This is a genomic window from Flavobacterium sp. YJ01 (assembly GCF_029320955.1).
Classification (GTDB): Bacteria; Bacteroidota; Bacteroidia; order Flavobacteriales; family Flavobacteriaceae; genus Flavobacterium.
In genome coordinates this window covers 401,088-425,619 of the sequence record NZ_CP119757.1, presented here as the reverse complement: position 1 = coordinate 425,619, position 24,532 = coordinate 401,088, and the positions used below count along the sequence as shown (strand labels likewise).

Sequence of the window (24,532 nt, the reverse complement as noted above, 5' to 3'; positions counted from 1 at the left end):
TATTAATTATGTCTTCTTATCTAATATTAGCATATCTCTCGCAAAAAGAATTAAGAGGTTATTTAAAGAAAAATAGCTTTGTAGATTATGAAGTGCTTTTAACCAGCGAATTTGCGCCAAAACTTTCACTAATTGCGCCAGCATATAATGAAGGTTTGACTATTCAAGAGAATGTAAAATCTTTACTTTCATTAAATTATAATAATTATCAAGTTATTGTGGTAAACGACGGAAGTAAAGATAATTCGATGGAAATCTTAATAAAAACATATGATCTTGTTTTGACAGATTTAGATATTCATCCTAAAATTGAAACCAAGAAAATGAAAGGAATTTATGCATCTAGAAATGCGGCTTTTAAAAAATTAATAGTTGTAGACAAAGAAAACGGAGGTAAAGCAGATGCATTGAATGTTGGATTAAACATTGCACAGAATCCGTATGTAGTTTGCATTGATGTTGATTGTATTCTGGATAAAGATTCACTTTTAAAACTAGCAAAACCGTTTTTAGAATCTCAAGGAAAAAGAATTATTGCCACTGGAGGCGTCGTGCGAATTGCAAATCAATGTGTGATAAAAAATGGCCGTTTGGTTGAGGTAAATATTCCTGATGTAATGTTGCCAAGAATTCAGGTTTTAGAGTATTTGAGAGCTTTTCTTTTAGGAAGAATGGCGTGGGGGAGATTAGACGGACTTTTATTAATTAGTGGCGCTTTTGGTGCTTTCGACAAAGAAATTGCGGTTTTATCAGGAGGATATAGCACAAAAACAGTTGGTGAAGATATGGAACTGATTGTGAGAATGCGTCGTTATATGCTTGAAAATAAATTGCCTTATGCTGTAAGTTATATTCCAGATCCGCTTTGTTGGACAGAAGCTCCAGAAGATTTTACGATATTTAAAAAACAAAGAAGCCGCTGGATGAGAGGAACAATTGAAACGTTGAGTTTTCACAAGAAAATGTTCCTTAATCCAAAATACAAACTTTTAGGAATGCTGAGTGTTCCGTATTGGACATTGTTCGAATTTCTAGCGCCAGGTATTGAATTTATTGGACTTGTAATAACCGTAATTTTTATAATTTTCGGATTATTAAATTGGCATTTCTTTTTTCTTCTGTTGCTATTTGTCTATTCTTTTGCCGTTTTCTTTTCGGTTATTGCTTTATTTAGCGAAGAAAGAACGTATCACAAATATCCAAAACAAGCAGATTTTTTTAAGCTTTTAATGGCCGCATTTATTGAGCCAATCTATTTTCATCCGCTTACAGTTTACTCAGCTTTAATTGGTTATAAAGAAAAAATTATGGGAACTAAAGGTTGGGGCGAAATGACGAGAAAAGGATTTACTAAGAAATAAAATAGAATTATAGATTAAATTCTTTTAGGAGAAAGCGCCAATAATAACATACCAAGACCCATTCCAACAATTAATCCTCGAGATAAATCAGATATATTTACAAAATGAGGAATAATAAGTGAAGCTGCAATAATAAAAATTCCAACGGATAGCAGCATTAGAGATTTGGAGGTTATTTTTTCCATTTTTAATAATTTAAGGTGGATAGTTTTGAGCTTTATTTTATAAATATATTAAAAAAAAATGAAAAAAGCCAAATCAAATTTGATTTAGCTTTTTTTTAAGTATTTGAAAATCTTTTTTTTAGTCCAAATCTGTTCTCAATATAGCGCCTGTACTAGCATTTGTTACCAATGCTCTATATTGCAAAAGCCATTTAGAATTTAACGTTTTTTTCACTGGTTTAAAAGCTGCTTTTCGTTTGGCTATTTCTTCATCAGTTAAATTTACAGACAAAATATATTGATCAACATCAATATGAATTTCGTCGCCATCTTGAACCAAACCAATCATTCCGCCTTCTGCAGCTTCTGGAGAAACATGTCCAATTGAAGCACCTCTAGTTGCACCGCTGAATCGTCCGTCGGTAATTAAAGCAACCGAACTTCCTAACCCCATTCCCATAATTAAACTGGTTGGAGAAAGCATTTCCTGCATTCCCGGACCGCCTTTTGGACCTTCATAACGGATTACGACTACATTGCCAGCTTTTACTTTTCCCATCATAATTCCGGCAATGGCTTCGGCTTGACCGTCAAAACAAACGGCACTTCCTGTAAAAACGCGATCTCCAGTTAAGCCTGCCGTTTTAATTACAGCCCCTTGTTCGGCAAGATTTCCATACAAAATCGCCAGACCACCAACTTTACTATACGGATTATCAATAGTATGAATGATGGTTGTGTCTTTGATTTCTGCATTGGCAATTTTCTCTAATAAACTTTCTCCACCAATAGTCAGATTATCAATTAAAACGCCAGAACCTCTTTTGTTTATTTCTTTCATTACCGCATTAACACCGCCAGCTCTGTTAATATCTTCCATATGAACGGTGCTTAAACTTGGTGAAATTTTAGCAATATGCGCAACATTGCCAGAAATGGTATTAATGTCTTGCAGCTTAAAAGCAACATTTGCTTCATTTGCAATGGCAAGCATGTGTAAAACAGTATTTGTGCTTCCGCCCATTGCCATATCAACTGCAAAAGCATTACGAATTGCATTTTCATTCAAGATATTTTTCAGTTTGAATTTTTCTATCGCGTGCTTATCTTTTGCAATATCGCAGATTCTTTTCGCCGCCTGACGATACAATTGTTCACGTTCTGGAGTTTGCGCCAAAATGGTTCCGTTTCCGGGAAGAGCAATTCCCATTGCTTCCATCAGAGTATTCATAGAATTTGCGGTAAACATTCCAGAACAGCTTCCGCCGCTTGGACAGGCGTTGCATTCAATATCGTATAATTCTTCGTCTGTTATTTTTCCTGCTTCGTGTTTTCCAACCGCCTCAAATGCAGAAGCTAGATCAATGGCAGTTCCGTTTTTTGTGTATCCTTTAGACATTGGACCGCCGCTTACAAAAATAGTCGGAACATCAACGCGTAAAGCACCCATAATCATACCTGGAACAATTTTATCGCAGTTCGGAATGGCAATCATCGCGTCTAGTTTATGAGCATTCATAACGCTTTCGATAGAATTGGCAATAATTTCTCGGCTAGGAAGCGAATACAGCATTCCATCATGTCCCATTGCAATTCCATCGTCGATTCCGATAGTATTAAATTCAAACGGAACGCATCCATTGGCACGAATTTCTTCTTTGATAATCTCTGATACTTTGTTCAGGAAAAAATGTCCCGGAATAATTTCAATAAATGAATTAGCAACACCAATAAAAGGTTTGTTGAAATCTTCGTTTTTTAAGCCAGTTGCACGCAATAGCGATCTGTGAGGCGTTCTCTGAACGCCTTTTTTTACTTCATCACTTCTCATGATAAAAATGTTTTTAAATGTTGTGTTTTTGTTTTTTGCAGTATGTTAGATCTGCGATTTTATTCTGCTTAATGTTTCAGGAGAAATATTAAGATAGGAAGCAAGATTAGCATTAGATAATCTTTGAATGAGTTCAGGATTATTTTTAAGCAAACTTCTGTAGCGTTCAGCTGCATTTTGCGTTAGTAAACTGCTGAGTTTAGAAGTGATAACTGTTAAACCGTATTCTAAAATATAAATATACATTTTGTCCCATTGCGGAATAGTCTTGCGAAGTCTAAAAAAATCTTCATAAGAAATAGCCAAAAGCTCGGAAGTTTCAACGGCTTCAATATATTCGACGCTTGGTTCTCTTGAAATAAAGCTAACAATTGAAGTTAGAAATGTACCTTCAAAAGCCATAAAACGAGTTGCAATGGCATGATCTTCTGTGCTGTAGTAAAGTCTTAAACAGCCTTTGTTTATAAAAAATATTTTGTCTGCAATTGCTCCGCTTTTAAGCAATTGTTCATTTTTTTTTGCTTGCACTAATTTAAAGCAGGAAAGAATGGAGTTCAATTCCTCATTCTCCAATTGTAATTTGCTTTGAATTAAAGCTTCAAGTTCACTCATCATCTCTCAAAAATTAATCATTTTCAAAATTAAAGTTAATCGATGAAAAAAACATTGACGAATGTCAAAATCGTTTAAGAATCAATATAAATAACTTTGCGTCTTAAAGACTTTGCGAGATTCCATTCTAAGAGTTTTTAATTCTTACTTTCGAAAATTGCTCGCAAAGTCGCTAAGAAGCAAAGTTTATAAAAAGTTTTATTTGGTAATGCTTTATTCGTATTTAAGATATTTTAAAACATCCACTTTTGTAGCTTGATAAGCTCTTGAAATAACTACTGACAAAGTTAAAAAAAGTAAAACAGTAAATCCTGTTAGGAATGGATAGATGGAAATTCCAATTCTATAGGCAAAATTCTCAAGCCATTTATTAAGTAAATAATACGCTGGAAATAAAGCAATAACAAATCCGATAATACTAAAAACGATATATTGTTTGCAAAGTTCTTTTAGTAAAACATTTGTTTCTGCGCCGAGTGTCTTGCGAATTGCAATCTCTTTCATTCTTCTTTCAATAGAATAAGAAGCTAAAGCAAATAATCCGATAAGGGCAATTACGATAACAAAAATATTTAGCAAACTAAAAAGGTTTTTTTGCTTTACGTAATTTTGATAAGATCGCGCATATTCTTTATCAACAAAATCAAACGAAAAAGGATAATTTGAATCTACTTTTTTTGACCAAACATTTTCTATATCAGCAATTGTTTGCGGCATTGTTTTCGGATCTGCTTTTATATAAATGTTGTTTAAAAGATTACTAAACCATGGCACGCTTTTAAAATGAAAAATAGTAATAGGAGGAATAGGTTCGCCTGGATTTCCAACATTAAAATCTTTAACAACTCCAACAATAATTGCTTCTTTACTGTCCCAATTTATCTTTTTACCTATCGGATCTTTTTCGTTGAGCAATTTTAAGGCAGTTTCATTAATCAGCATCGAATTAATAGTGTCTTGCGAGTATTCTGGACTTAAAAAACGTCCTTTTGCTAATTTTACATTCATCATTTCAAGCACACCAAAATCGACAGGAACATTATTTCCGTCTATATTTATATCTTTATGATGATACGAAATCACAGATTTTGCGCCATATCCAAGAACAAATCCGCCGCCTGCAACTTGCTGTACACCCTTAACACGAAGTAATTCATTTTTTATTTGTTCGTATTTCTTCATTCGGTCATTATTGGATACCTTTTCGCCATAAATATTTCTATAAGAGACATTTAAAATTTGGTCTCCTTTAAAACCCAATTCCCGTGAACTCATATGGTTAATTTGCTGATGTACAATATAAGATCCGATAATAAAGAAAGAAGCAACAGCAAATTGAAAGATCAGCATTCCGTTTCTAAGCCAAACTCCGCTTTTGCTACGCGCAAAATTTCCTCTTAAAACCTTTAGAACTTCAAAATTTGATACATAAACAGCTGGAAATATTCCTGCAGCAATTACAATGATTATAAATATGGCAATTAGCTGAAGATAGAATTGAGTACTTTGCATCACCAATGTTTTTTCTAAAAAGACATTATAATAAGGCAGCGAAAGTTCTACTATGACAAGCGAAATTAAAATTGCAATAATTGCAATAATTGCGGTTTCAAATATAAATTGCTGTATAATATTGATTTTAGAAGCTCCGATAATTTTTCTAACTCCAATTTCTTTAGCGCGTTTTACAGCATTTGCTGTTGCAGAATTAATATAATTTACAATTGATAACGTGAGAATTAATATCGACAATCCTACAACAATCAATAAAAGCTGATAATTTCCGTTAGATTCGATTAATCCACCAGTTTTGGTGTGCAACCGAATTGTTCCTAAAGCTTCTAAATGAGGTTTTACTTCGCCAAATTTCTTTATGTACTCTTCTGGTTTCATGCCTTGACTTTCAGCACGTGGCAAAGTCATGTTGTCGTAATAAACTTTAGAAAGACTGTTCGTAACTGAATTTGCCTGCATTGGATTTTTTAATTTCAATAAAAGAATATATTGAAAATTTCCCCATTGCTGAATGCCATTTTTTATGCGTAAATCCATAAAATTTACGACACAAGAAGGATTAAAAATAGATTTTTTGTCTAGTTTGTAAACGCCTCTCACAACTACAACCTGATTTTGTAAAATTATCTTTTTGCCAAAAGCACGTTCATTTCCAAAAAGTTGTTGCGCCAAATCTTGAGATAAACAAATACTGTTTCCGTCAATAAGGCCTTTTTGTGAATTGCCTTCAACAAATTGATACGGAAAATAATCAAAGAAGTTTTTTTGAGCCACCAACACATTTTCAGACTGAACTTTTTTGTCATTATAAGTAATGATTTCATTATCATAATTACCATTTACATAGCAAAAAGACGCTACTTCTGGAGAAGCTTCTTTTATAGCCGCTCCAATTGGCGCAGAACTAGAAGCCCAATAAGTTGTCGGATCCATTTGGTTGGCTACTAAAAAGACATTTTCTTTATTAGGATTCCATTGATCGTAACTTTTTTCATCATTCCAGTACAGAATCGCAAAAATTAATCCCGCAATTCCAATACTCAAGCCTAGAACATTCAATGCTGTAAAAAGCTTGTTATTCTTAATTTGATATATAAATATATTGATCCAATTTTTCAGCATAACCCTAATTGTTTGCGTTTACTAAAACATCCACATTTCTATGATTCATCTTTTCAGAAAGAATCATTCCGTCTTTCATTAAAATAGTTTTTTGCGAAAAAGAAGCATCGTAATCAGAGTGTGTTACCATTAGAATTGTCGAACCGCTGGCATGAAGATCGGTTAAGAGTTCCATAACTTCATTTCCGCTTTTGCTGTCTAGATTTCCAGTTGGTTCATCGGCCAGAATAATTTTCGGATTATTGATTAAAGCTCTCGCAACGGCAACACGCTGTTGTTGTCCGCCCGAAAGTTGCTGCGGAAAATGTTTCAATCTGTGTGCAATTCCAAGTATTTTGGCAATCTCATTTACTCGAGATTTTCTTTCGGCAGAAGGAACATTGCTGTAAATTAAAGGCAATTCGATATTATCAAAAACCGACAATTCATCAATTAGATTGAAGTTCTGGAAAATGAATCCGATGTTTTCTTTTCGTGCCTGAGATTTTGCTTTTTCTTTTAAACCTATCATTTCTTGTCCAAGAAGTTCATAACTTCCGTCTGACGCGCTGTCTAGAAGTCCGATAATGTTTAATAAAGTAGATTTTCCGCTTCCGGATGGCCCCATGATAGACACAAAATCGCCTTGATTAATCGTTAGTGAAATTTCACTTAATGCTCTTGTTTCCAATTCCTCAGTTCTAAATACTTTTGAAAGTTTTTTGATGGTAATCATAAATTGATTGTTTTAGTTTTTGATTGATTTTTCTTTTAAAATTTTATGTCTTCGGAAATGACAGAAACAAGTCTGAAAATTAAGATAAATTATTTTCAAATTATCGCTATTTATTTTGTTATTTGTACCTCCGAAAGGCTTTAATAATTAATGATTTACCAGTTATAAAGTGATTTTCATGCCAAGAAATTAAACCTTATAACTTATTTGTTTTTAGGTGATTATATTTTAATAAAAATCTAAACTGTCCACAAATGGACACCTTTCGTCCAAAACTGAACAACAATGAAAAAGACCAACGCATCTATTTTAATTATTGACGATCAAGAAGACATTCTTTTTGCATCAAAAGTGTACCTCAAAAAGTATTTTGAGAACATTTATACGCTCAATAATCCCAAAAATATTGTCGAATTATTATCGAAAAATGCGATCGATGTTGTTTTGTTGGACATGAATTACAGAATTGGTTTTGAAGATGGGAGAGAGGGGTTATATTTATTGAAAGAAATAAAAACGCTTTCGCCTAAAACCGTTGTGATTTTAATGACAGCTTTTGGAAAAGTAGAAACAGCCGTTGAAGGATTAAAATCGGGTGCTTTTGATTATATTTTGAAACCTTGGGAAAACAAAAAACTTTTAGAATCGGTAAAACAAGCGGTTGATAAATCTAGAAAAGATCAAAAAAATAAAAAAGAAGAGTTAGAAATTAAAAATGACTTTTTTTTAGGAAATTCAGAAATTATAAACAAAGCTTATTCATTAGCAGATAAAGTTGCCAAAACCGATGCTAATGTTTTGATTTTAGGAGAAAATGGAACAGGAAAATTTGTTCTTGCGCATCATATTCATTTACAGTCCGAAAGAAAAAATCAGCCGTTTATTGCGGTTGATTTGGGTTCTTTAAATTCGAATATTTTCGAAAGTGAATTGTTTGGTTATGCAAAGGGTGCTTTTACAGATGCAAAATTAGATACGCCAGGACGTTTTGAAATGGCGCAAAACGGAACCATTTTTTTGGATGAAATAGGAAATGTGCCGCTTCATTTACAATCGAAATTATTACAAGTTATTCAAACCAAAACCGTAACAAGATTGGGCGAAACAAAATCGAGGCCTTTGAATGTTAGAATTATTACGGCAACCAATTTGAATTTAAAATTAGAAGTTGCCGACAAAAACTTCCGTGAAGACTTGTATTATCGCATTAATACGATGGAAATTATTTTGCCTCCGTTGAGAGAACGAAACGAAGACAAAATTCCGCTTGCCGAATATCTTTTGGATAAAATGATTGAAAAATACGCACGTGATGAGATTAAATTTGACAAAAAAGTGCTCGAGCAAATCGAAAAACACGCTTGGAACGGAAATATCCGTGAAATGGAAAACAAAATAGAACGCGCTGTTATTCTTTGCGAAAACAATATTATTACGGTTTCTGATTTAGATCTCGAAATTATTACGCCTTACGAAGAAAATATGGACGATATTCAGCTTTCTGCGGTAGAAAAAATTACGGTTGAAAAAGCACTCTTAAAAAATAACAATAATATCAGTAAAACCGCGACAGAGCTAGGTTTATCAAGAGGCTCTTTATACCGACGTTTAGAAAAATACAATATCAATATCAGTTAATATGTTTAAAACGGCACAAACTTATAAACTCATTTTCGTGCGATTAATTTTGATTGTTATCGGAATTGAATTGTCTATTTTTTTCTTTAAAATTGATCTGTTTTTTACTGGAATATTTGGGCTATGCATGGTTTTTCTGCTAGTTCGCGAAATGTATTTTTATGTTCAAAACATGGTTTTGCTTTACAATAAAACCATTTCTTCGATTTTGCAGAATGATTTTACGTCAGATTTTTCTAAACATAAAAGCGATACAAATTATGGCGATTTATTTCAATTGTATGAAACATTGAAAGACAATCGAAATGAACAGATTTCTAGAGATATTATTTATCGTTCGATCTTGAATAACATTGAAACAGCAGTTATTATTCTGCAAAAGCAAGAAGACGATTGGAGTATTTTTTTGATGAATGATTATTTTTCGACTCATTTTAATGTTCCCAAAGTTTCTAAATGGAAATACCTTAAAAATCAGATGCCATCGTTGTGCGAAATTCTCGAAAAAGATAATTTTCAAGAAATAAAAACTTCATTAGAAATAAGTGTAAACGAACAAAGTAGACAAACTTTTGTTTTGCAAGCTTCTCGAACTGAGATTTTTGAACAAGATTATTTTATCGTTTTGCTAGATTCAATTCAGAATGTTGTTGAAAAAAAAGAAAAAGATGCTTGGATAAATTTGATGAAAGTTATTTCGCATGAACTTTTAAATTCTATTACGCCAATTCGTTCTATTTGTCAAAATTTAGAAGATTTAGTAGAGCAAGATTCTCTTTCTTCAGAAGATTTGGAAGATATAAAAAATAGCGTGCAGACAATGTTGAGAAGAAGCGATCATTTGCAGAAATTTGTAGAAGGTTATCGAAAATTAGCAATGCTTCCATCTCCCAAAAAAGAATCTATAATGTTGCAGGATTTAATTGAGAACTGTGTTCAGGTCATGAATCCGTTGTTTAAAAAAGAAAATATAGAGGTCATTAATAATGCAAAAGCGAAATATCCAATCCATGTAGATCAACAACAAATTGAACAAGTGTTGATTAACTTAATGACAAATTCTATAAATGCATTAGAAAATGTAATTTCTAAACAAATCATAATTGCGGCTGGAGCCAAAGACAATAGAATTTTCATAAAGATTTCAGACAACGGAAAAGGAATAGAAAAAGAAATTGAAGACAAAATATTTCTTCCGTTTTTTACCACCAGAAATGAAGGTGCGGGGATAGGCTTGACTTTATCGAAGAATATTGTGGAAGCTCACGGCGGTTATATTCTTTATAATACTAAAGAGGAAAAAACAACTTTTGAAATCTGTCTGATTGAAGAGTATTAAAAATGTTTAAAAAGGGATTTTAAATGCTCAGTTTTTTTTTTAAATTTGTGAATAAGGAGTTGATAATTGACTCTTATAAATAAAGAAAAAATCAATAATGAGTACAAATTCAACTTCTTCAATAGCTTCTAATTTTCTTAGTGATTTAAAAACGCAAACTTCAGATTCTCATAAGAAATTAGAAGAACTTCCAGTTTCAATGTCAATAATGTCACCCGACATGAAAATCGAAGATTATACCTATTATTTAAGTTTAATGCACGATGTTCATAATGATACAGAAGGCTTAATTTTTCCCTTTTTTTCTGATTTAATTGATGATTTAGAACAAAGAAGAAAGAAACATCTGATAGAAAATGATCTATTATTTTTAAATTCGAATAAAACCAATAATGAAAAAGTTTTTCAAACAGAAGGAATTTCAACTCCTTTTGCATTGGGAATTTTATATGTTGTTGAAGGTTCAACACTTGGCGGAAGATTTATTTTAAAAAATGTTTCAAAATTACCAGAGCTTTCTGTAGAAAATGGTGTTTCGTATTTTAACGGTTATGGCGATAAAACAGGAAGTTTCTGGAAATCTTTCCTGAATTTTCTAGCAGAATACGAACAGGAGCATAATTGCGGAGAGGAAATTATAGAAGGAGCAATATTTGCTTTTGATAACATTTACAAGCATTTTGATCGAAGATAGGCAAATGAAGATTAAGGATATAGTTAATCGCGATCTTGTTAACTTAACCAATTGCGAACATGAACCCATACATATTCCAGGTAAAATACAGCCACATGGCTTTTTACTTGGTATTACACTTAAATGGAAAATAGATTTCTGTTCAGAAAATGTTGCCTCTTATTTTGGTGTTTCTCACAGTGAGATGTTAGGAAAAGATTTTTCTGCAGTTTTTGGAATTACTGCCGAAGAAGAAATTTTAGCTTATACTAACGGAGATGAATTTAGAGATGCTTTTCCTCTGGAAATTGAATTATTAGGCAAATTTTTTCAAATAAACATTCATAAAAGCGACGGGATTTATGTTCTGGAAGCAGAATTGCTTTTTGTTGATAGGGAAAAATTGGCTGATGCTTATAAACAAACGATTCAGTTTGTAAGTCAGATGAATAAAACTACTTCGCTTAAAGATTTGTGCGCACTTGTAGCACAGGGAACGCGAGAAATTACGGGTTATGATCGTGTAATGATTTATCGTTTTGATGAACAATACAACGGAGAAGTGTTTGCAGAAGATTGCCGAGAAGATCTAGAACCTTTTTTAGGCTTACACTATCCGCACACCGATATTCCTGCGCAAGCCAGAGAATTATATATCAAAAATCTGTTGAGATTGATTGTTGATATTGATTATGTGCCTGTTCCCATTTATACAGTTGATGATAGGGAAGGAAAAAATCTTGATTTAAGCCTTTCTATTTTAAGAAGTACATCGCCGATTCACGTAGAATATCTAAAAAATATTGGAGTTGGCGCAACATTGACTATTTCGCTTATTCATCATGGAAAATTATGGGGATTAATTGCTTGCCATCATTATTCAGAGAAAAATATTTCTCCTGAAATTAGATTGGCGGCAAAACTTCAAGGACAGTTTATTACTTCTCAAATCGATATCAGACAATCTAATGATGAATATATTAGTGCTCAGAAAACGAATTTGGCATTAGAACAATTGACAAGTCTGGAACTTCCTGTTTTAAAAGAATCGATAGAAAAAATTGTGCAGGCTCGACAATTGTTAGAAATTGCAAATGCTTCTGGCGTATCGATTATTACGAGAAATAAAATTTATAAAAATGGTCTAACGCCTTCTGATGAACAAATTATTAGTTTAATCAGACAGCTTAAAGGTAATGATATTACTGATTTTTTCTCTACCAATAAAATTAGTGAGCATTTTCCTGAATTTGATGAAAACTCCAATTTTGCTGGAATTATTTACCAACCATTGGGTAACAATGGACATGTTGTATGGTTTAGACCAGAAACGATTTCGGAAATTAAATGGGGCGGCGATCCAGAAAAAAGAATTTTAAAAGACAGTACGGGACTACATCCTGGCAACTCATTTAATATCTATAAACAAATTGTAAAGAACCAAAGCAGCAACTGGAAACAGTACGAAATTAATGCTACGGTTCAATATACTCATACTTTACATAATCAACTTATTTTGATTATGTTGAGTGAGGAAGAAGAAAAATATCGTAATCAAAGCGAAATCTTAAAAGAAACGAATTCTGAACTAGAAAACATCAACTGGATCAGTACGCATGATTTACAGGAACCTTTGCGTAAAATTCAGCTTATTACTTCTAAAATGTTATCAGAAATTGATGTTATTTCGACAGAATCCATTTCAAATTCATTAGAAAGAGTTTCAAAATCTGCCAATAGAATGAGCGGATTATTGGAAGATATTCTAAAATATACTCGCATCAAAAATACAAGAGATACTTTGCAAGAAGTAAATCTGAATGAAATTCTAGAATCGACAATCAAAGAAATGAATGAAGTAATTCTAGAAAACAATGCTGTAATTGAATCTGAAAAGTTACCAGAAGTTCATGCTATTGGTTTTTTAATGAGACAATTATTTGTCAATATTATTCAGAATTCGCTAAAATATTCCTCTCAAGAAAGAACGACAAAAATTACAATTACAGCTTCTCAAGAGCCTGTAATTATTCATGATTTGTTTAAAGTATATTGCCATTGGGTTCGTTTTTCGGATAACGGAATTGGTTTTGAGTCAGAGTATAACGAATCTATATTTAAGATTTTTACCAGACTTCATACACAAGAACAATATACGGGATCAGGCATAGGTCTTGCATTATGTAAAAAAATCATGCAAGCCGTTGGCGGTGATATTAGAGCAGAAGGAAAACCAGGTGAAGGTACTGATATTATAATATATTTTCCTTGCGATCCTGAGGATACGCTTTTGCCATTGTAAGATATATTAATTTTAAACACATAGAAACATAGATTTTTTCTTTTACAAAGAGTTAATCGAAAGAAACTAGTTTATAACACATAGTCAACTATGTTTGTTTAAACAAGTGAAACGCCTTTACTTATAATAGTGAGCTATGTTTCTATGCGTTGAATAAATTTTCGCTTATTGATTTAATCATATTTAATCTGCTAAAATCTGTTTAAATCTGCGTGAAATAATAATATCTAATTTTTATCAGCGACAATTTTGATTTTAGTCTTTTTAAAATTGACTTCAGAAATAATTGTGGCTGAAAAGATTAAAGTTCCACCCAAAAGCAAACGCCAAGAAAGATTTTCTCCTAAAATAAAAAAAGCTCCGATAGCGCCAAAAACGGGTTCAAATAAATAGATTACGGCAACGCGTTCTGCAGATAAATAACGTTGCGAAATATTAGAAACCGTATACATAAAAGCGGTAGAAAACAAAGCACAGTAAACAACGCCAAGCCAAAATGTATCACTTTTTGGAAACCATTCTGCATGTTGATCTGTAAATGCCAGACAAAAAGTAAACAAAGCACAAAATGAAAACATTGGAACAATTGAATACAAAAGATTCTTTGATATGGAATGTTTTTCAACCGAAATTAAATAAACAGCAAAAGCAAATGCGCCGGCAATGGTAAGCAAATCGCCAAAATTTATCGTGAATTTTTCTTGTACAGCGATAATAAATAAACCAGTTAAAGCTGTCAAAGCCGCAATCCAGATTTTCAGAGGTGTTGTGGTTTTATAAAAAGCCAATTTTATCAACGGAATAATAATCACAGTTAATCCCGCAATAAAAGAACATTGTGAAGCTGTTGTGTATGTTAGAGCAACAGTCTGCAATTGAATACCTAAAAACATCGGAACAGCAAGAATAAAACCAGTTTTGATAGCTTCAAGATTCGTGTTTTTAACGTATTTCCAAAAAACGATACTCAAAACTATTACCGCCAGAAAGAAACGATAAAACAAAAAAGTGTTAGGCGAATAATTCCCAATCGCCATTTTGGTAATTGAATAGGAGATACCCCAGAAAGCAGTGCCAAGAATTAGCAAAAGCAGTAAAAGTTGTCTTTTTTTCATTAAAATTTAGGTGTTTTTTTAGATTAAAAATCCTCCCAATCTTGTCATTCCTCGGAATGACAAACTGCGGGTTTATATTTAACTGTTAGCTAGACTTATAAAACTTTTTTCATCATTAAATCCGTTTGTTCATCATCGCCCAATCTAAAAATATGTGTTGCAAATTGTGCAAAACCATTTTTAGTGTAAAAACTAACGGCTCTAAAATTCTTTTCCCAAACACCTAGCCAGATATAAGAAGCTTGTAGTTTTTTGGCAGTTTGTTCCGCTTGAGCGTAAAGTGCTTGCGCGACTTTTTTTCCGTGAAATTCCTTGGCAACATAAATACGTTCAATTTCCAAAGCATTCAAATCTTCTTTTTCAGTTTGCGCATCGCCAGTATTTAATTTTAGATAACCAACTACTTTTTCTTCTAAAACAGCCAAATAAAAATAAGAATTCGGATTGTTTAGTTCTGAAGTTAATTTATCAGTAGCAAAACTTTCATTCAAATATTTATTCATATTTTCTTCGCTATTCACTTCTGCAAATGTTTCAGAAAAAGTTTGTCTTCCAATTAATTGAAGCGCGTTTAAATCTTTTACCGTTGCTTTTTTTATTTCTAATGAATTCATTTTTTTATTCTTTAATGCATTAAAAGCTATTTTTTGTTCTTAATAAATGCGTAAATTGCATCAATGGATTTACAGCAAATTAAATATTTTTTAGCGTTGTCACGCGAACTTCATTTCTGGAACACAGCCGGAAAAATGAATATTACGCAATCTGCACTAAGTCGCCAGATTCAGTCTTTAGAAAATCAGCTTGGCATTCAGTTGTTTGAACGAAACAAACGAAATGTCAAACTTACCGCTGCGGGACAATTTCTAAAAGAAAAATGGGAAGTCGAGCTCAATAAACTCGAATTTATTCATCAATCTGCCCGCCAGATTCAGTTAGGTGAAAGCGGTACTATTACCATTTCTCATCCTGATTCTATTTCGGCTTCTATTATGCCTGAGATTTTATCTCGTATTTCTGATGCTTATCCAAAACTTAAAATCAAATTGGTTCAAGTTCTTTATGAGAATCAGCAGGATTTTCTACGCAATTATAAAATTGATTTAGCAATCACGAGAGATATCAATAACGCAAAAGACATTGAATCTCAAAAAATCCATACAGATCACTTAGCGATTGTTGTTCCCGAAGATCATTCGTATCAAACTCCCGAAGATTTAACGAAAGAAACGCTTGCCTCTCAAAAGTTTATTTTGCCTACTAATGACGAAGGAAGTAGTTACAGCGACCTTATTAGACGATTATTCAATTCTTTAGAGAACGCTCCAGAAGTATATCTTCATTCTGAATTTGGTTCGGCGATAATTGCTTTGGTTCGAAAAGGACTCGGAATTGCGATTTTACCTGATTCGTATCTTTTTCATGAAATTCCAGGAATCCGATTTATTAAACTTCCGTTGGAAACCGATTTGTATATCAATTGGCGAACAGAAGATCATAATCCTGTTTTAGCTAATGTTTTAAAATTGATTATTCCTTAAATTTTAGGCACGAAGCATTCCAATGTGAGGAATTCCATCTTCATCATAAACTTCACCTTGTTCTGCAAATCCTAAAGATTGATAGAATTTGGATAAATGATATTGCGCACTAATGCGAATAGGACCTTTTCCAAACTTTTCTTCGCAACCTGCAATAGAAGCTTCCATTAATTTTACTCCCAAACCTAATCCGCGATGCGCTCTTGAAATTACAACTCTTCCTATTGAAATTTCGTCATAAGATACTCCGATAGGAAGTAAACGTGTTACTCCCGCTAATTCGTTATCGACATGAAATAAAACATGAAAACCTTTTTGGTCTTTATTATCCAAATCTAAATATGGACAGTTTTGTTCTACAACAAAAACGTCACTTCTTAACCGAAGCATATTATATAATTCGTGATTGGTTAATTCCTCAAAAGATTTAATGGTATGGCTAAATGTCATTCTAATTTTATGCTTTAATTTTCAACAAAGATAAAAGAGAGAATAATGTTTTAAAATGCTATTTTTTTATCATGTGATGCTAAAAATGCATTAATCTTTAAGTGATAAATTGTGTTAAGTAGTGATTTCAAGTTTATATCCTTTGCTGCGCACAACAACAATATTGACGTGTGGATCAACTTCTAATTTTTTTCTAAGTTTTGATATGAACATATCTAGACTGCGACCGACAATGACACCTTCATCTTCCCAAATCTCTTTTTGAAGGCGATTTCTTTGTATCGTATTGTTAGGAGAAAGTGCAAAAATATGCAGTAATCGCGATTCGGTTGCAGTTAATTCTATTGTTTTATCGTTTATTATTAGATTTCGATTTTTTACATCAAACTTTATTCTGCCTAATTCCAGCAAATCACTTTCCAGATTTTTAGGTAAATGTTTTTGTGACTGAACCGGTCTAAAAAAAATAAAAGCTAAAACAGCAAAAAGTGGCAGACTTCCCAAAAGATATTTATTATCGAAAACACTTATTTGTAATGGTTTGAATTTGATATTTATGATGTAATTTGCTTTGGGTTGTATTCTTTTTCGACAAGGTACAGCATCATTTTTTTTGTTTTTCGCTATTGTGTATCCATAAATTACACTAGAATTTTGAGAATTCAAAACAGTCACAACATAATCTGACGCTCGAGGATCTTGAGACAAAAAACGACGGATAATATTAACTAAAGTGTCGGGTTGAAAAGTAAAACTCTTTTCAAACTGGATTTCGTATTCATTTTTGGCAATATTTTTTATGGGAAGAACTCTAGATGTGCTATCTCCTGATTGTAAAAGTAATTCATGTCCGATGCTGCGGAGCAAAATTTCCCTTTTGGCAATATCAAAAGAATTATTGTCAGTTTCGTTGAAAGCAAAACAGATTACAGCAATAAACACAACTGCGATCACTCCAAATAGATATTTGTATTTCTTCTGCAAGATATTTTGGCTATAAAGCATATTGTCAATAGTTTATTTACAAAGTTTACAATTTTATTTACAATTCAAATCCCTTCAATCGAAAAATATGAAAGTAATTTTGCGGTAACAACTTTCTAAAAAAATAAAAAAATGAAGCAATACCCAACACTTTACATTTTGTTCCTCATGTTTGTTTTTTTTACTTCTTGTAAAGATTCCAACCAGACAAGCAATCCGAATCAAGTTAGCAAACCAGAAAAAGATACAGTTTCGCTCTATGGACCGACTGGAATGGTTAGAAATATAAGACAAGATAAAAAAGGGAATATTCTGATTGCTGCTTTCAAAGGCGTTTTTAGATACGATGGAAAAACGTTTACCAATCTAACGAGCAAGATAAAATCGCCCACTTTTTGGGATGTTTTGGAAGATCGAAAAGGAAATCTTTGGTTCGCTTCTAAAGATTCTGGTATTTATTATTACAATAAAAAAAGCTTCCAGCACTTTACAACCAAGAATGGACTTGCCAGTAATTTCGTTGGATCTATTTATGAAGATAAATCAGGAAATATTTGGTTTGCTACTGGCGGTGGCGCAAGCCGTTTCGATGGAAAATCTTTTCGAAATTTTACAACAAAAGATGGACTTTCAAGTAATGCTGTTACTTCGATTATGGAAGATAAAACGGGAAAATTATGGTTTGGAACCAGAGAAGAGCCTTGCTATTATGATGGAAAGAAATTTACGGTTTTCAAAAAAATAAACGGTAAGTCTTTTTACAACGTTTGGTCTATAATCGAAGATAAAAATGGCAATATTTGGTTTGGAGGTTCTATACTCAAAGACAGAAAAGGCGAGAGAGGTGATACTTTGGTTCTTGAATTTGGTCTTTGGCGTTATGATGGCATTAATTATACAAAGGTATCAGACAAAGGAACTTCGATTATATTACAAGATAAAAAGGGAAATATTTGGACAACGGGTGCATTAAAAGTCAACGGAAATTGGGTGTTTTCACGTTACGATAAAGAATCTTTATATGATAAAAATCCAAATGTTACTGAAATATTTGCACAAAACGGATTGGGAATGCTTTGCGGTATTTTGGAAGCTAAAGATGGAAGTATTTGGTTTGGATCTATGAATGGAGTCTATCGTTATGATGGAAAGACACTTACAGATTTTTAAAATTTTTAAGTTTCAAGTTTCAGGTTTCAGGTTTCAGGTTAAGTTGAGCAACCTGAAACCTGAAACCTGAAACAAAAAATATATTTTAATGCGAAACCGCCTTTAAACCAACAATAGAACCAACTAAAGTTGCCAAAAAGAACAATCTCCAGAAAGCTGCTGGTTCTTTAAAAACAAAAATACCGACTAAAACTGTTCCAACGGCACCAATTCCAGTCCATACCGCATAAGCTGTTCCTAGAGGAAGTGTTTCTGTGGCTTTCATTAATAAAAGCATACTTACGGTTAGCGAAATAAAGAATCCAATATACCAGTAATACATTTCAGTTCCAGTTGTTGCTTTTGCTTTTCCAAGACATGAGGCAAAGGCTACTTCAAATAAGCCAGCGATGATTAAAATAATCCAGTTCATATAGTTAAAATTTTGTGGTGCAAAGTTCTTTTATCGAATTCGGAAAAAATTTAACAAATGATAAAAAATCTATTTATTTTAATTCTGCCCGAATTCTGCTTAAACTCACTTGTGTAATTCCTAAATAAGATGCAATATGACCTAATTGAACTCTTTTTATGATTTCCGGATGATCTTTCATCAATTCCAAATAACGTTCTGAAGCATTTTTGAATTGTCTGGAAATCAAACGTTCTTCAGTTTTAATCAATTCTTTTTCGGCAAATTTCCTTCCCCAATTGGCAATATGGACATCTTCTTTAAATAGGTTTCTAAGATTATCTGTTTTTAGTTCGTATAATTCACAATCTTCAAGAAGTTCTATATTTTCATAACCAGGTTGGTCTTCTACGTAACTTTTCATCGAAATAATGGTTTCGCCTTCTTTTCCAAACCAAAAAGTCACTTCATTGTCTCTTTCTACAAAAGCCCTTACCAATCCTTTCTTTATAAAATAAATATTCGATTCTATTTTATTGGCTTTTAATAAAATATGCCCTTTCGGGAAAGCAATTTCCGAAACATTATTTTGCAAATCCAATTTGGATTGCTCAGGAAGTAAATGTATTTGGTCTAGAATATTCGAAATATCCATTTCTAATTTTTCAATAAAGATAGTTTTTGTTAAGACGAACAGAAAATTTCATTCAAAAAAAAATCCCATTTCTGCTGAAATGGGATTTAAAATCACCTCTGAGATGAGCTATAAAACAGAGGCAATTTTGACCAATATATAAAAACTAATTAATTCCTCCGCCTAAAGCTTTGTATAGCAATACTTGTGAATTAGCATTGCGTAGCTGAATATCTACAAAATCAAGTTCTGCTTGCAGTTTGTTTTTTTGCGCATTAATGATTTCCAAATAATTAGCATAACCGCTTAAATACAAATCATTAGAAACATTTACAGCAATTTCAAGATGATCAATTTCTTTCAGTTTATATTTTAAAACATCTTCATAAGCTTCATTTCTGTGCAATAATGCGCTCAATTCGTTAAAAGCCGTTGTTACACTATTTTGATATTGAAGAAAGGAAATTTCTTGTCTTCTGTTCGAAACATAAAATTCCTGTTTGATCTGACCTTTGTTGAAAACAGGAGCTGTTAACCCGCCTAAAATCTGCCAAGCAAAAGAACCAGCATCAAAAAAAGTGTTGAATGAAAACGAATTGAAACCTGCATAACCTCCCAGATTTACAGTCGGAAAAAAGGCCGCTCGAGCCGATTTTGCATCTGCGTTGCTTGCCAATAATTCAAAATAAGCTTCAGAAACGTCAGGTCTTTTATGAATGATAGAATCCACACTTATTTTTTGGTTTAAAACCTCTAAATGACCAGCTAAGAAATCGCTGCTTCTGTCTATTTTTCCTCCGTATTCACCTAAAAGTGTTAGCAAAGCTTTTTCAGTTTGATCGATGCTTAATTTCAATTCTGAAGCTTCGGCATGTATATTATTGTTTTGCGCATTAAATTGCTGCACAGCTAATTCCGTTGCTTTTCCGACAGATCTTTGTGCCGAAACAATATCAAGTGCTCTTTCTTGCGTTTTTAAGTTGTCATCATAAATTGTAGCTTGTTTGTCTAAAGCGATAAGTTTGAAATACAAATCGGCAACATCGCCCAAAAGACGTGTTTGCAATAAACGCATTCCTTGTTGTGAAGCAAAAAATCGCTGTTGCGCCGCTTTTTTACGATTGCTTAGTTTTCCCCAGATGTCTGCTTCCCAAGAAACTTTTCCGCCCAAAAATAGGTTAGGAGTAAGATCTTCGTTAATTCTTTGTTTTTCGCTAATATTCTGCGAAAAATTGGTATCGTAATTACCAACGCCATCCATCGTATACTTTCCGTAATGCGTTCCAGAAGCATCTGCAACCAAATCTAAAGAGGGAAGAAGCGCTAATTTTGCGACTTTTAAATGCGAATTGGCAATCAGGATTCTTTCCTGCATGATTAAATAATCAGGATTTTTAGCAATCGCTTTTTTTAGTAATTCCTCTAATTTTGGATCTTTAAAAAAAGTTTCTGTTTTTAATGGAATAAAATCATTGTTTACAGCTTCTTTTCTTTTTGCATCAAAATTTTCTGGAAGTTTCGCGGCGTCTAGTTTTGTACTGACTTTTGGTGCAGAACAAGCTGTCAAAAGTGAAATTGCGATTATTACTACGGCACTTTTGGTTGTCCTTAGAAAAGGCATATTTGCATTTTTATATTGATTTAATATCTCTTTCATTGTTTTAGTTTATTTTGTTCAATCTATCGTTTAGTTTTTTAACACATAGTCCCGATAGCTATCGGGATTCTTTCTCAAAAAAAGAGAATTGAAAGAAACTAGTTTCTAACACATAGCTATGTGTGTTAATGCTAGTGAAACGCCTTTCAACGCCTTCAAAATCCTATGATTCTATGTGTTTAAAAAAAATTAAGATTTACTCACTCGTTTTTCCAATTTTGCAAACAGTATATAAAGTCCCGGAATAATCAAAAGACCAAACACGGTTCCGATTAACATTCCTCCCGCAGCTGCTGTTCCGATTGAGCGGTTACCAATTGCACCCGCACCAGAAGCAATACACAGTGGAATCAATCCTGAAATAAAAGCAAACGAAGTCATCAAAATTGGACGGAAACGAAGTCTGGCTCCTTCAATCGCGGCTTCGACAATATCACGTCCGAGTTTGTTTTGCGCCATAGCAAACTCTACAATCAAAATGGCATTTTTGGCGAGCAGACCAATCAGCATGACGAGTGCTACTTGAGCATAAATATTATTGTCCAGTCCAACCATTACAAGTGCAATGTAAGAACCAAAAACTCCAACAGGAAGGCTTAATAAAACTGGGAAAGGAAGCAATAAACTTTCGTATTGCGCTGCCAATAGTAAGTATACGAAAAGTATACAAAGCGCAAAAATGTATATGGTTTGGTTTCCTGATAAAATCTCTTCACGTGTCATTCCAGACCATTCTAATTCAAAACGGCTTGGAAGTTTTTCTGCAGCAATTTTTTCAACGGCTGCGATTGCATCTCCAGAACTGTAACCTTCGGCTGCTTCACCGTTAATCATAGCCGACATGTACATATTATAACGCGTTAAAACCTCTGGGCCGTAAACTCTTTCTAATTTGATAAATGTTGAAAAAGGAATCATTTCGCCTTTATCATTCTTTAAATACATATCTAAAATGCTTTCTGGATTTTGACGAAATTGCGGACTTGCCTGAACCATAACTTTATACATTTGAGAAAAACGAATAAAATTGGTTGCATAAAAAGAACCTAACATAGTCTGCAAAGTTGACATAGCATTGTCTACCGAAATTCCTTTTTTTGCTGCAAGATCATAATCGATGTGAATTAAATACTGCGGGAAAGTGGCATCAAAACTCGAAAATGAATTCTGAATTTCTGGTGAAGCATTTAATTCTTTGATAAATTCTTTGGTTACTTTATCGGTATTGGTAATGCTTCCTCCAGATTTATCCAGTAAACGAAGCTCAAAACCACTCGTGTTACCAAAACCTGGAACTGTTGGCGGAGCAAAAATCTCAATTTGAGCATCAGAAATTCCTTTTGTTTTTTCGGTAAGTTCTGCCATAAATTCGGTTACCGAAATATCACGTTCGCTCCAATCTTTTAAGTTGATCATTCCCATTCCGTACGAAGCTCCAGCAATTTCAGTAACAATACTGTATCCTGCAAGAGTGGTAACGTTATCAACGCCTTTAATTCCTTTTGCGATTCTTGTTACTTCATCTAAAGCTTTTTCGGTACGTTCTACCGTTGCGCCTTGTGGTGTTGTAACGCTTACATAAACCATTCCTTGATCTTCTGTCGGAATAAATCCAGATGCTAAGAATTTGGTTGTTCCCCAAGTTAAAACACAAAACAGAACCAATAAACCAACTGTAACGGTATTTCGATCAGCGAACTTCACCAATACTTTGATGTATTTTGAAGTGATATTATCGAACCAATTGTTGAATCTATGAAAGAAACGATCTAGAAGTGATTTTTTCTCTTTATTAGGATCGTGCGGTTTCAGCATAATAGCACAAAGAGCAGGAGTTAGGGTAAGCGCATTAATACCTGAAATCACAATACTAATTGCCATTGTTAATGAAAACTGCCTATAGAAAACCCCAACAGGACCACTCAAAAAAGCAACCGGAATAAACACCGCAGCCATAACAATCGTAATAGCAATAACGGCTCCAGTAATTTCTTTCATCGCACTAATCGTAGCTTCCATTGGCGACATATGTTCTTCGGAGATTTTTACGTGAACAGCTTCGACGACGACAATTGCGTTATCGACTACAATTCCGATCGAAAGTACCAAAGCGAAAAGCGTCAATAAGTTGATCGAGAATCCCATCATCGACATAAAAGTAAACGAACCAATAAGCGCGACAGGAACTGCTAAAACCGGAATTAATGTCGATCTCCAATCCTGAAGGAAAAGGAAAACAACGAACGCCACTAAAATAAAGGCTTCAACTAAAGTTCTTAAAACTTCATGAATAGAGGCGTCAAGAAAACGCGAAACGTCGTATGCAATATTGAATTCCATTCCAGGAGGAAAAGAAGTGCCTTTCAATTCTGTCATTTTTTCTTTTACGCTGGCAATTACTTCAGAAGCATTTGAACCTGGACGTTGTTTTAGCATGATCGAAGCAGAAGGTTTTCCATCGGTTTTAGAAACCATTCCGTAACTCATGGCTCCAAATTCGATTTTAGAAATATCTTTCAATCTTAAGATAGTTCCGTCAGCATTGGCTCTTAAAGGAACTTCTTCATATTGTTTAGGTTCGAAAAATTTTCCGCCGTATTTAATTACGTATTGTAATTGATTGTTCATTTGTCCTGAACCTTCACCAACTTTTCCTGGCGCTGCCGAAATGTTCTGTTTTTGAAGCGAATTAATGACTTCATTTGCCGAAATATTATAGGAAAGCATTTTCTGCGGATCTAACCAAACACGCATTGAATATTCTTTCTGTCCCATAATTTCGGCACGACCGACACCATCAATACGTTTTAATTCTTGAAGAATATTAATATCCGTAAAATTGAAGATAAACTGCTCATCTTGAGTTTTGTCGGTACTTGTAATGTTTAAGTACATCAACATACTATTTACCTCTTTTTCGGTCGTAACTCCGGCACGAATAACTTCTTCTGGAAGTTCATCCAAAATTGTGGTTACACGGTTTTGTACGTTTACAGCAGCCAGATCGGGATCGGTTCCTACTTCGAAGAAAACCTGAATTAAAGTTAAACCATCATTAGAAGTTACGGTCGACATATAGGTCATTCCTGGAACTCCATTTATAGCTCTTTCGAGCGGAAGTGCGACGGCATTGGCAGAAACCTCTGCGTTGGCTCCTGTATATTTTGCTGTAACGGTTACAGACGGTGGTACAATATCGGGGAATTGGGTTATGGGAAGCTGAAACAACGCCAGCAATCCCAAAAGGACTATCATTACCGAGATAATTAACGACAATATTTTCCTTCTGATAAATAACTCTATCATTTTATTTTTTTT

The 24,532-nt window shown here is 33.4% G+C and carries 20 protein-coding genes; 7 read left to right on the top strand and 13 right to left on the bottom strand.

The features are described from left to right. Positions 1 to 8: 8 nt before the first annotated feature. Entirely contained in the window at positions 9 to 1,361 is a 1,353-nt protein-coding gene (locus P0R33_RS01945) for a glycosyltransferase family 2 protein (protein ID WP_276173960.1), read from the top strand. A gap of 14 nt (positions 1,362 to 1,375) precedes the next feature. Here the strand turns inward: P0R33_RS01945 and P0R33_RS01940 are convergent, their stop codons facing one another. The 5 genes from P0R33_RS01940 to P0R33_RS01920 all read right to left on the bottom strand — a co-directional run bounded on the left by P0R33_RS01940 (position 1,376) and on the right by P0R33_RS01920 (position 7,320). Then, on the bottom strand, positions 1,376 to 1,546 hold the full coding sequence (locus P0R33_RS01940) for a hypothetical protein (protein WP_276173959.1): 171 nt from the start codon (positions 1,544 to 1,546) through the stop codon (positions 1,376 to 1,378). Between the two features lie 118 nt (positions 1,547 to 1,664). Beyond that, positions 1,665 to 3,356, bottom strand: coding sequence for a dihydroxy-acid dehydratase (gene ilvD, locus P0R33_RS01935; protein WP_276173958.1), 1,692 nt, complete (start codon positions 3,354 to 3,356; stop codon positions 1,665 to 1,667). 45 nt (positions 3,357 to 3,401) lie between these two features. Then, positions 3,402 to 3,971, bottom strand: a complete 570-nt coding sequence (locus P0R33_RS01930) for a Crp/Fnr family transcriptional regulator (protein ID WP_276173957.1) — start codon at positions 3,969 to 3,971, stop codon at positions 3,402 to 3,404. A 210-nt stretch (positions 3,972 to 4,181) separates the two neighbouring features. Further along, complete coding sequence (locus P0R33_RS01925) at positions 4,182 to 6,605, bottom strand: ABC transporter permease (protein WP_276173955.1); 2,424 nt, start codon at positions 6,603 to 6,605, stop codon at positions 4,182 to 4,184. 4 nt (positions 6,606 to 6,609) lie between these two features. Beyond that, positions 6,610 to 7,320 (bottom strand): ABC transporter ATP-binding protein, encoded by a 711-nt coding sequence (locus P0R33_RS01920; RefSeq protein ID WP_276173953.1) that lies wholly within the window; start codon positions 7,318 to 7,320, stop codon positions 6,610 to 6,612. A 285-nt stretch (positions 7,321 to 7,605) separates the two neighbouring features. Between P0R33_RS01920 and P0R33_RS01915 the strand changes: the two genes are divergently transcribed. The 4 genes from P0R33_RS01915 (at position 7,606) to P0R33_RS01900 (ending at position 13,272) form a co-directional block, all read left to right on the top strand. Continuing rightward, positions 7,606 to 8,958, top strand: a complete 1,353-nt coding sequence (locus P0R33_RS01915; RefSeq protein WP_276173951.1) for a sigma-54 dependent transcriptional regulator — start codon at positions 7,606 to 7,608, stop codon at positions 8,956 to 8,958. A gap of 1 nt (position 8,959) precedes the next feature. Then, a complete protein-coding gene (locus P0R33_RS01910; protein WP_276173949.1) occupies positions 8,960 to 10,297 on the top strand; it encodes a HAMP domain-containing sensor histidine kinase in 1,338 nt (445 codons plus the stop codon). 97 nt (positions 10,298 to 10,394) lie between these two features. Beyond that, a complete protein-coding gene (locus P0R33_RS01905; RefSeq protein WP_276173947.1) occupies positions 10,395 to 10,991 on the top strand; it encodes a biliverdin-producing heme oxygenase in 597 nt (198 codons plus the stop codon). A gap of 4 nt (positions 10,992 to 10,995) precedes the next feature. Further along, positions 10,996 to 13,272, top strand: coding sequence for an ATP-binding protein (locus P0R33_RS01900; RefSeq protein WP_276173945.1), 2,277 nt, complete (start codon positions 10,996 to 10,998; stop codon positions 13,270 to 13,272). 227 nt (positions 13,273 to 13,499) lie between these two features. Here P0R33_RS01900 and P0R33_RS01895 read toward each other — a convergent pair whose 3' ends face one another. Beyond that, positions 13,500 to 14,387, bottom strand: coding sequence for a DMT family transporter (locus tag P0R33_RS01895; protein WP_276173943.1), 888 nt, complete (start codon positions 14,385 to 14,387; stop codon positions 13,500 to 13,502). Positions 14,388 to 14,482: 95 nt separating this feature from the next. Further along, positions 14,483 to 15,001, bottom strand: coding sequence for a GNAT family N-acetyltransferase (locus tag P0R33_RS01890; RefSeq protein ID WP_276173941.1), 519 nt, complete (start codon positions 14,999 to 15,001; stop codon positions 14,483 to 14,485). A gap of 63 nt (positions 15,002 to 15,064) precedes the next feature. Between P0R33_RS01890 and P0R33_RS01885 the strand changes: the two genes are divergently transcribed. Further along, entirely contained in the window at positions 15,065 to 15,928 is an 864-nt protein-coding gene (locus P0R33_RS01885; RefSeq protein WP_276173939.1) for a LysR family transcriptional regulator, read from the top strand. Positions 15,929 to 15,931: 3 nt separating this feature from the next. Here the strand turns inward: P0R33_RS01885 and P0R33_RS01880 are convergent, their stop codons facing one another. Both P0R33_RS01880 and P0R33_RS01875 read right to left on the bottom strand, forming a co-directional pair. Beyond that, entirely contained in the window at positions 15,932 to 16,378 is a 447-nt protein-coding gene (locus P0R33_RS01880) for a GNAT family N-acetyltransferase (protein WP_276173937.1), read from the bottom strand. A gap of 114 nt (positions 16,379 to 16,492) precedes the next feature. Next, positions 16,493 to 17,362, bottom strand: a complete 870-nt coding sequence (locus tag P0R33_RS01875; protein WP_276173935.1) for a winged helix-turn-helix domain-containing protein — start codon at positions 17,360 to 17,362, stop codon at positions 16,493 to 16,495. A gap of 132 nt (positions 17,363 to 17,494) precedes the next feature. Between P0R33_RS01875 and P0R33_RS01870 the strand changes: the two genes are divergently transcribed. Beyond that, positions 17,495 to 18,532 (top strand): two-component regulator propeller domain-containing protein, encoded by a 1,038-nt coding sequence (locus tag P0R33_RS01870; protein ID WP_276173933.1) that lies wholly within the window; start codon positions 17,495 to 17,497, stop codon positions 18,530 to 18,532. Between the two features lie 85 nt (positions 18,533 to 18,617). Here P0R33_RS01870 and P0R33_RS01865 read toward each other — a convergent pair whose 3' ends face one another. From P0R33_RS01865 to P0R33_RS01850, 4 genes are all read right to left on the bottom strand, one after another. Further along, positions 18,618 to 18,944: a multidrug efflux SMR transporter gene (locus P0R33_RS01865; RefSeq protein WP_026728926.1), complete on the bottom strand. Its 327-nt coding sequence runs from the start codon at positions 18,942 to 18,944 to the stop codon at positions 18,618 to 18,620. A 73-nt stretch (positions 18,945 to 19,017) separates the two neighbouring features. Further along, positions 19,018 to 19,578: a Crp/Fnr family transcriptional regulator gene (locus P0R33_RS01860; RefSeq protein WP_276173931.1), complete on the bottom strand. Its 561-nt coding sequence runs from the start codon at positions 19,576 to 19,578 to the stop codon at positions 19,018 to 19,020. Between the two features lie 145 nt (positions 19,579 to 19,723). Then, positions 19,724 to 21,214, bottom strand: a complete 1,491-nt coding sequence (locus tag P0R33_RS01855) for a TolC family protein (protein WP_276173929.1) — start codon at positions 21,212 to 21,214, stop codon at positions 19,724 to 19,726. Between the two features lie 189 nt (positions 21,215 to 21,403). Next, positions 21,404 to 24,520 (bottom strand): efflux RND transporter permease subunit, encoded by a 3,117-nt coding sequence (locus P0R33_RS01850; RefSeq protein WP_276173927.1) that lies wholly within the window; start codon positions 24,518 to 24,520, stop codon positions 21,404 to 21,406. Positions 24,521 to 24,532 lie beyond the last annotated feature (12 nt).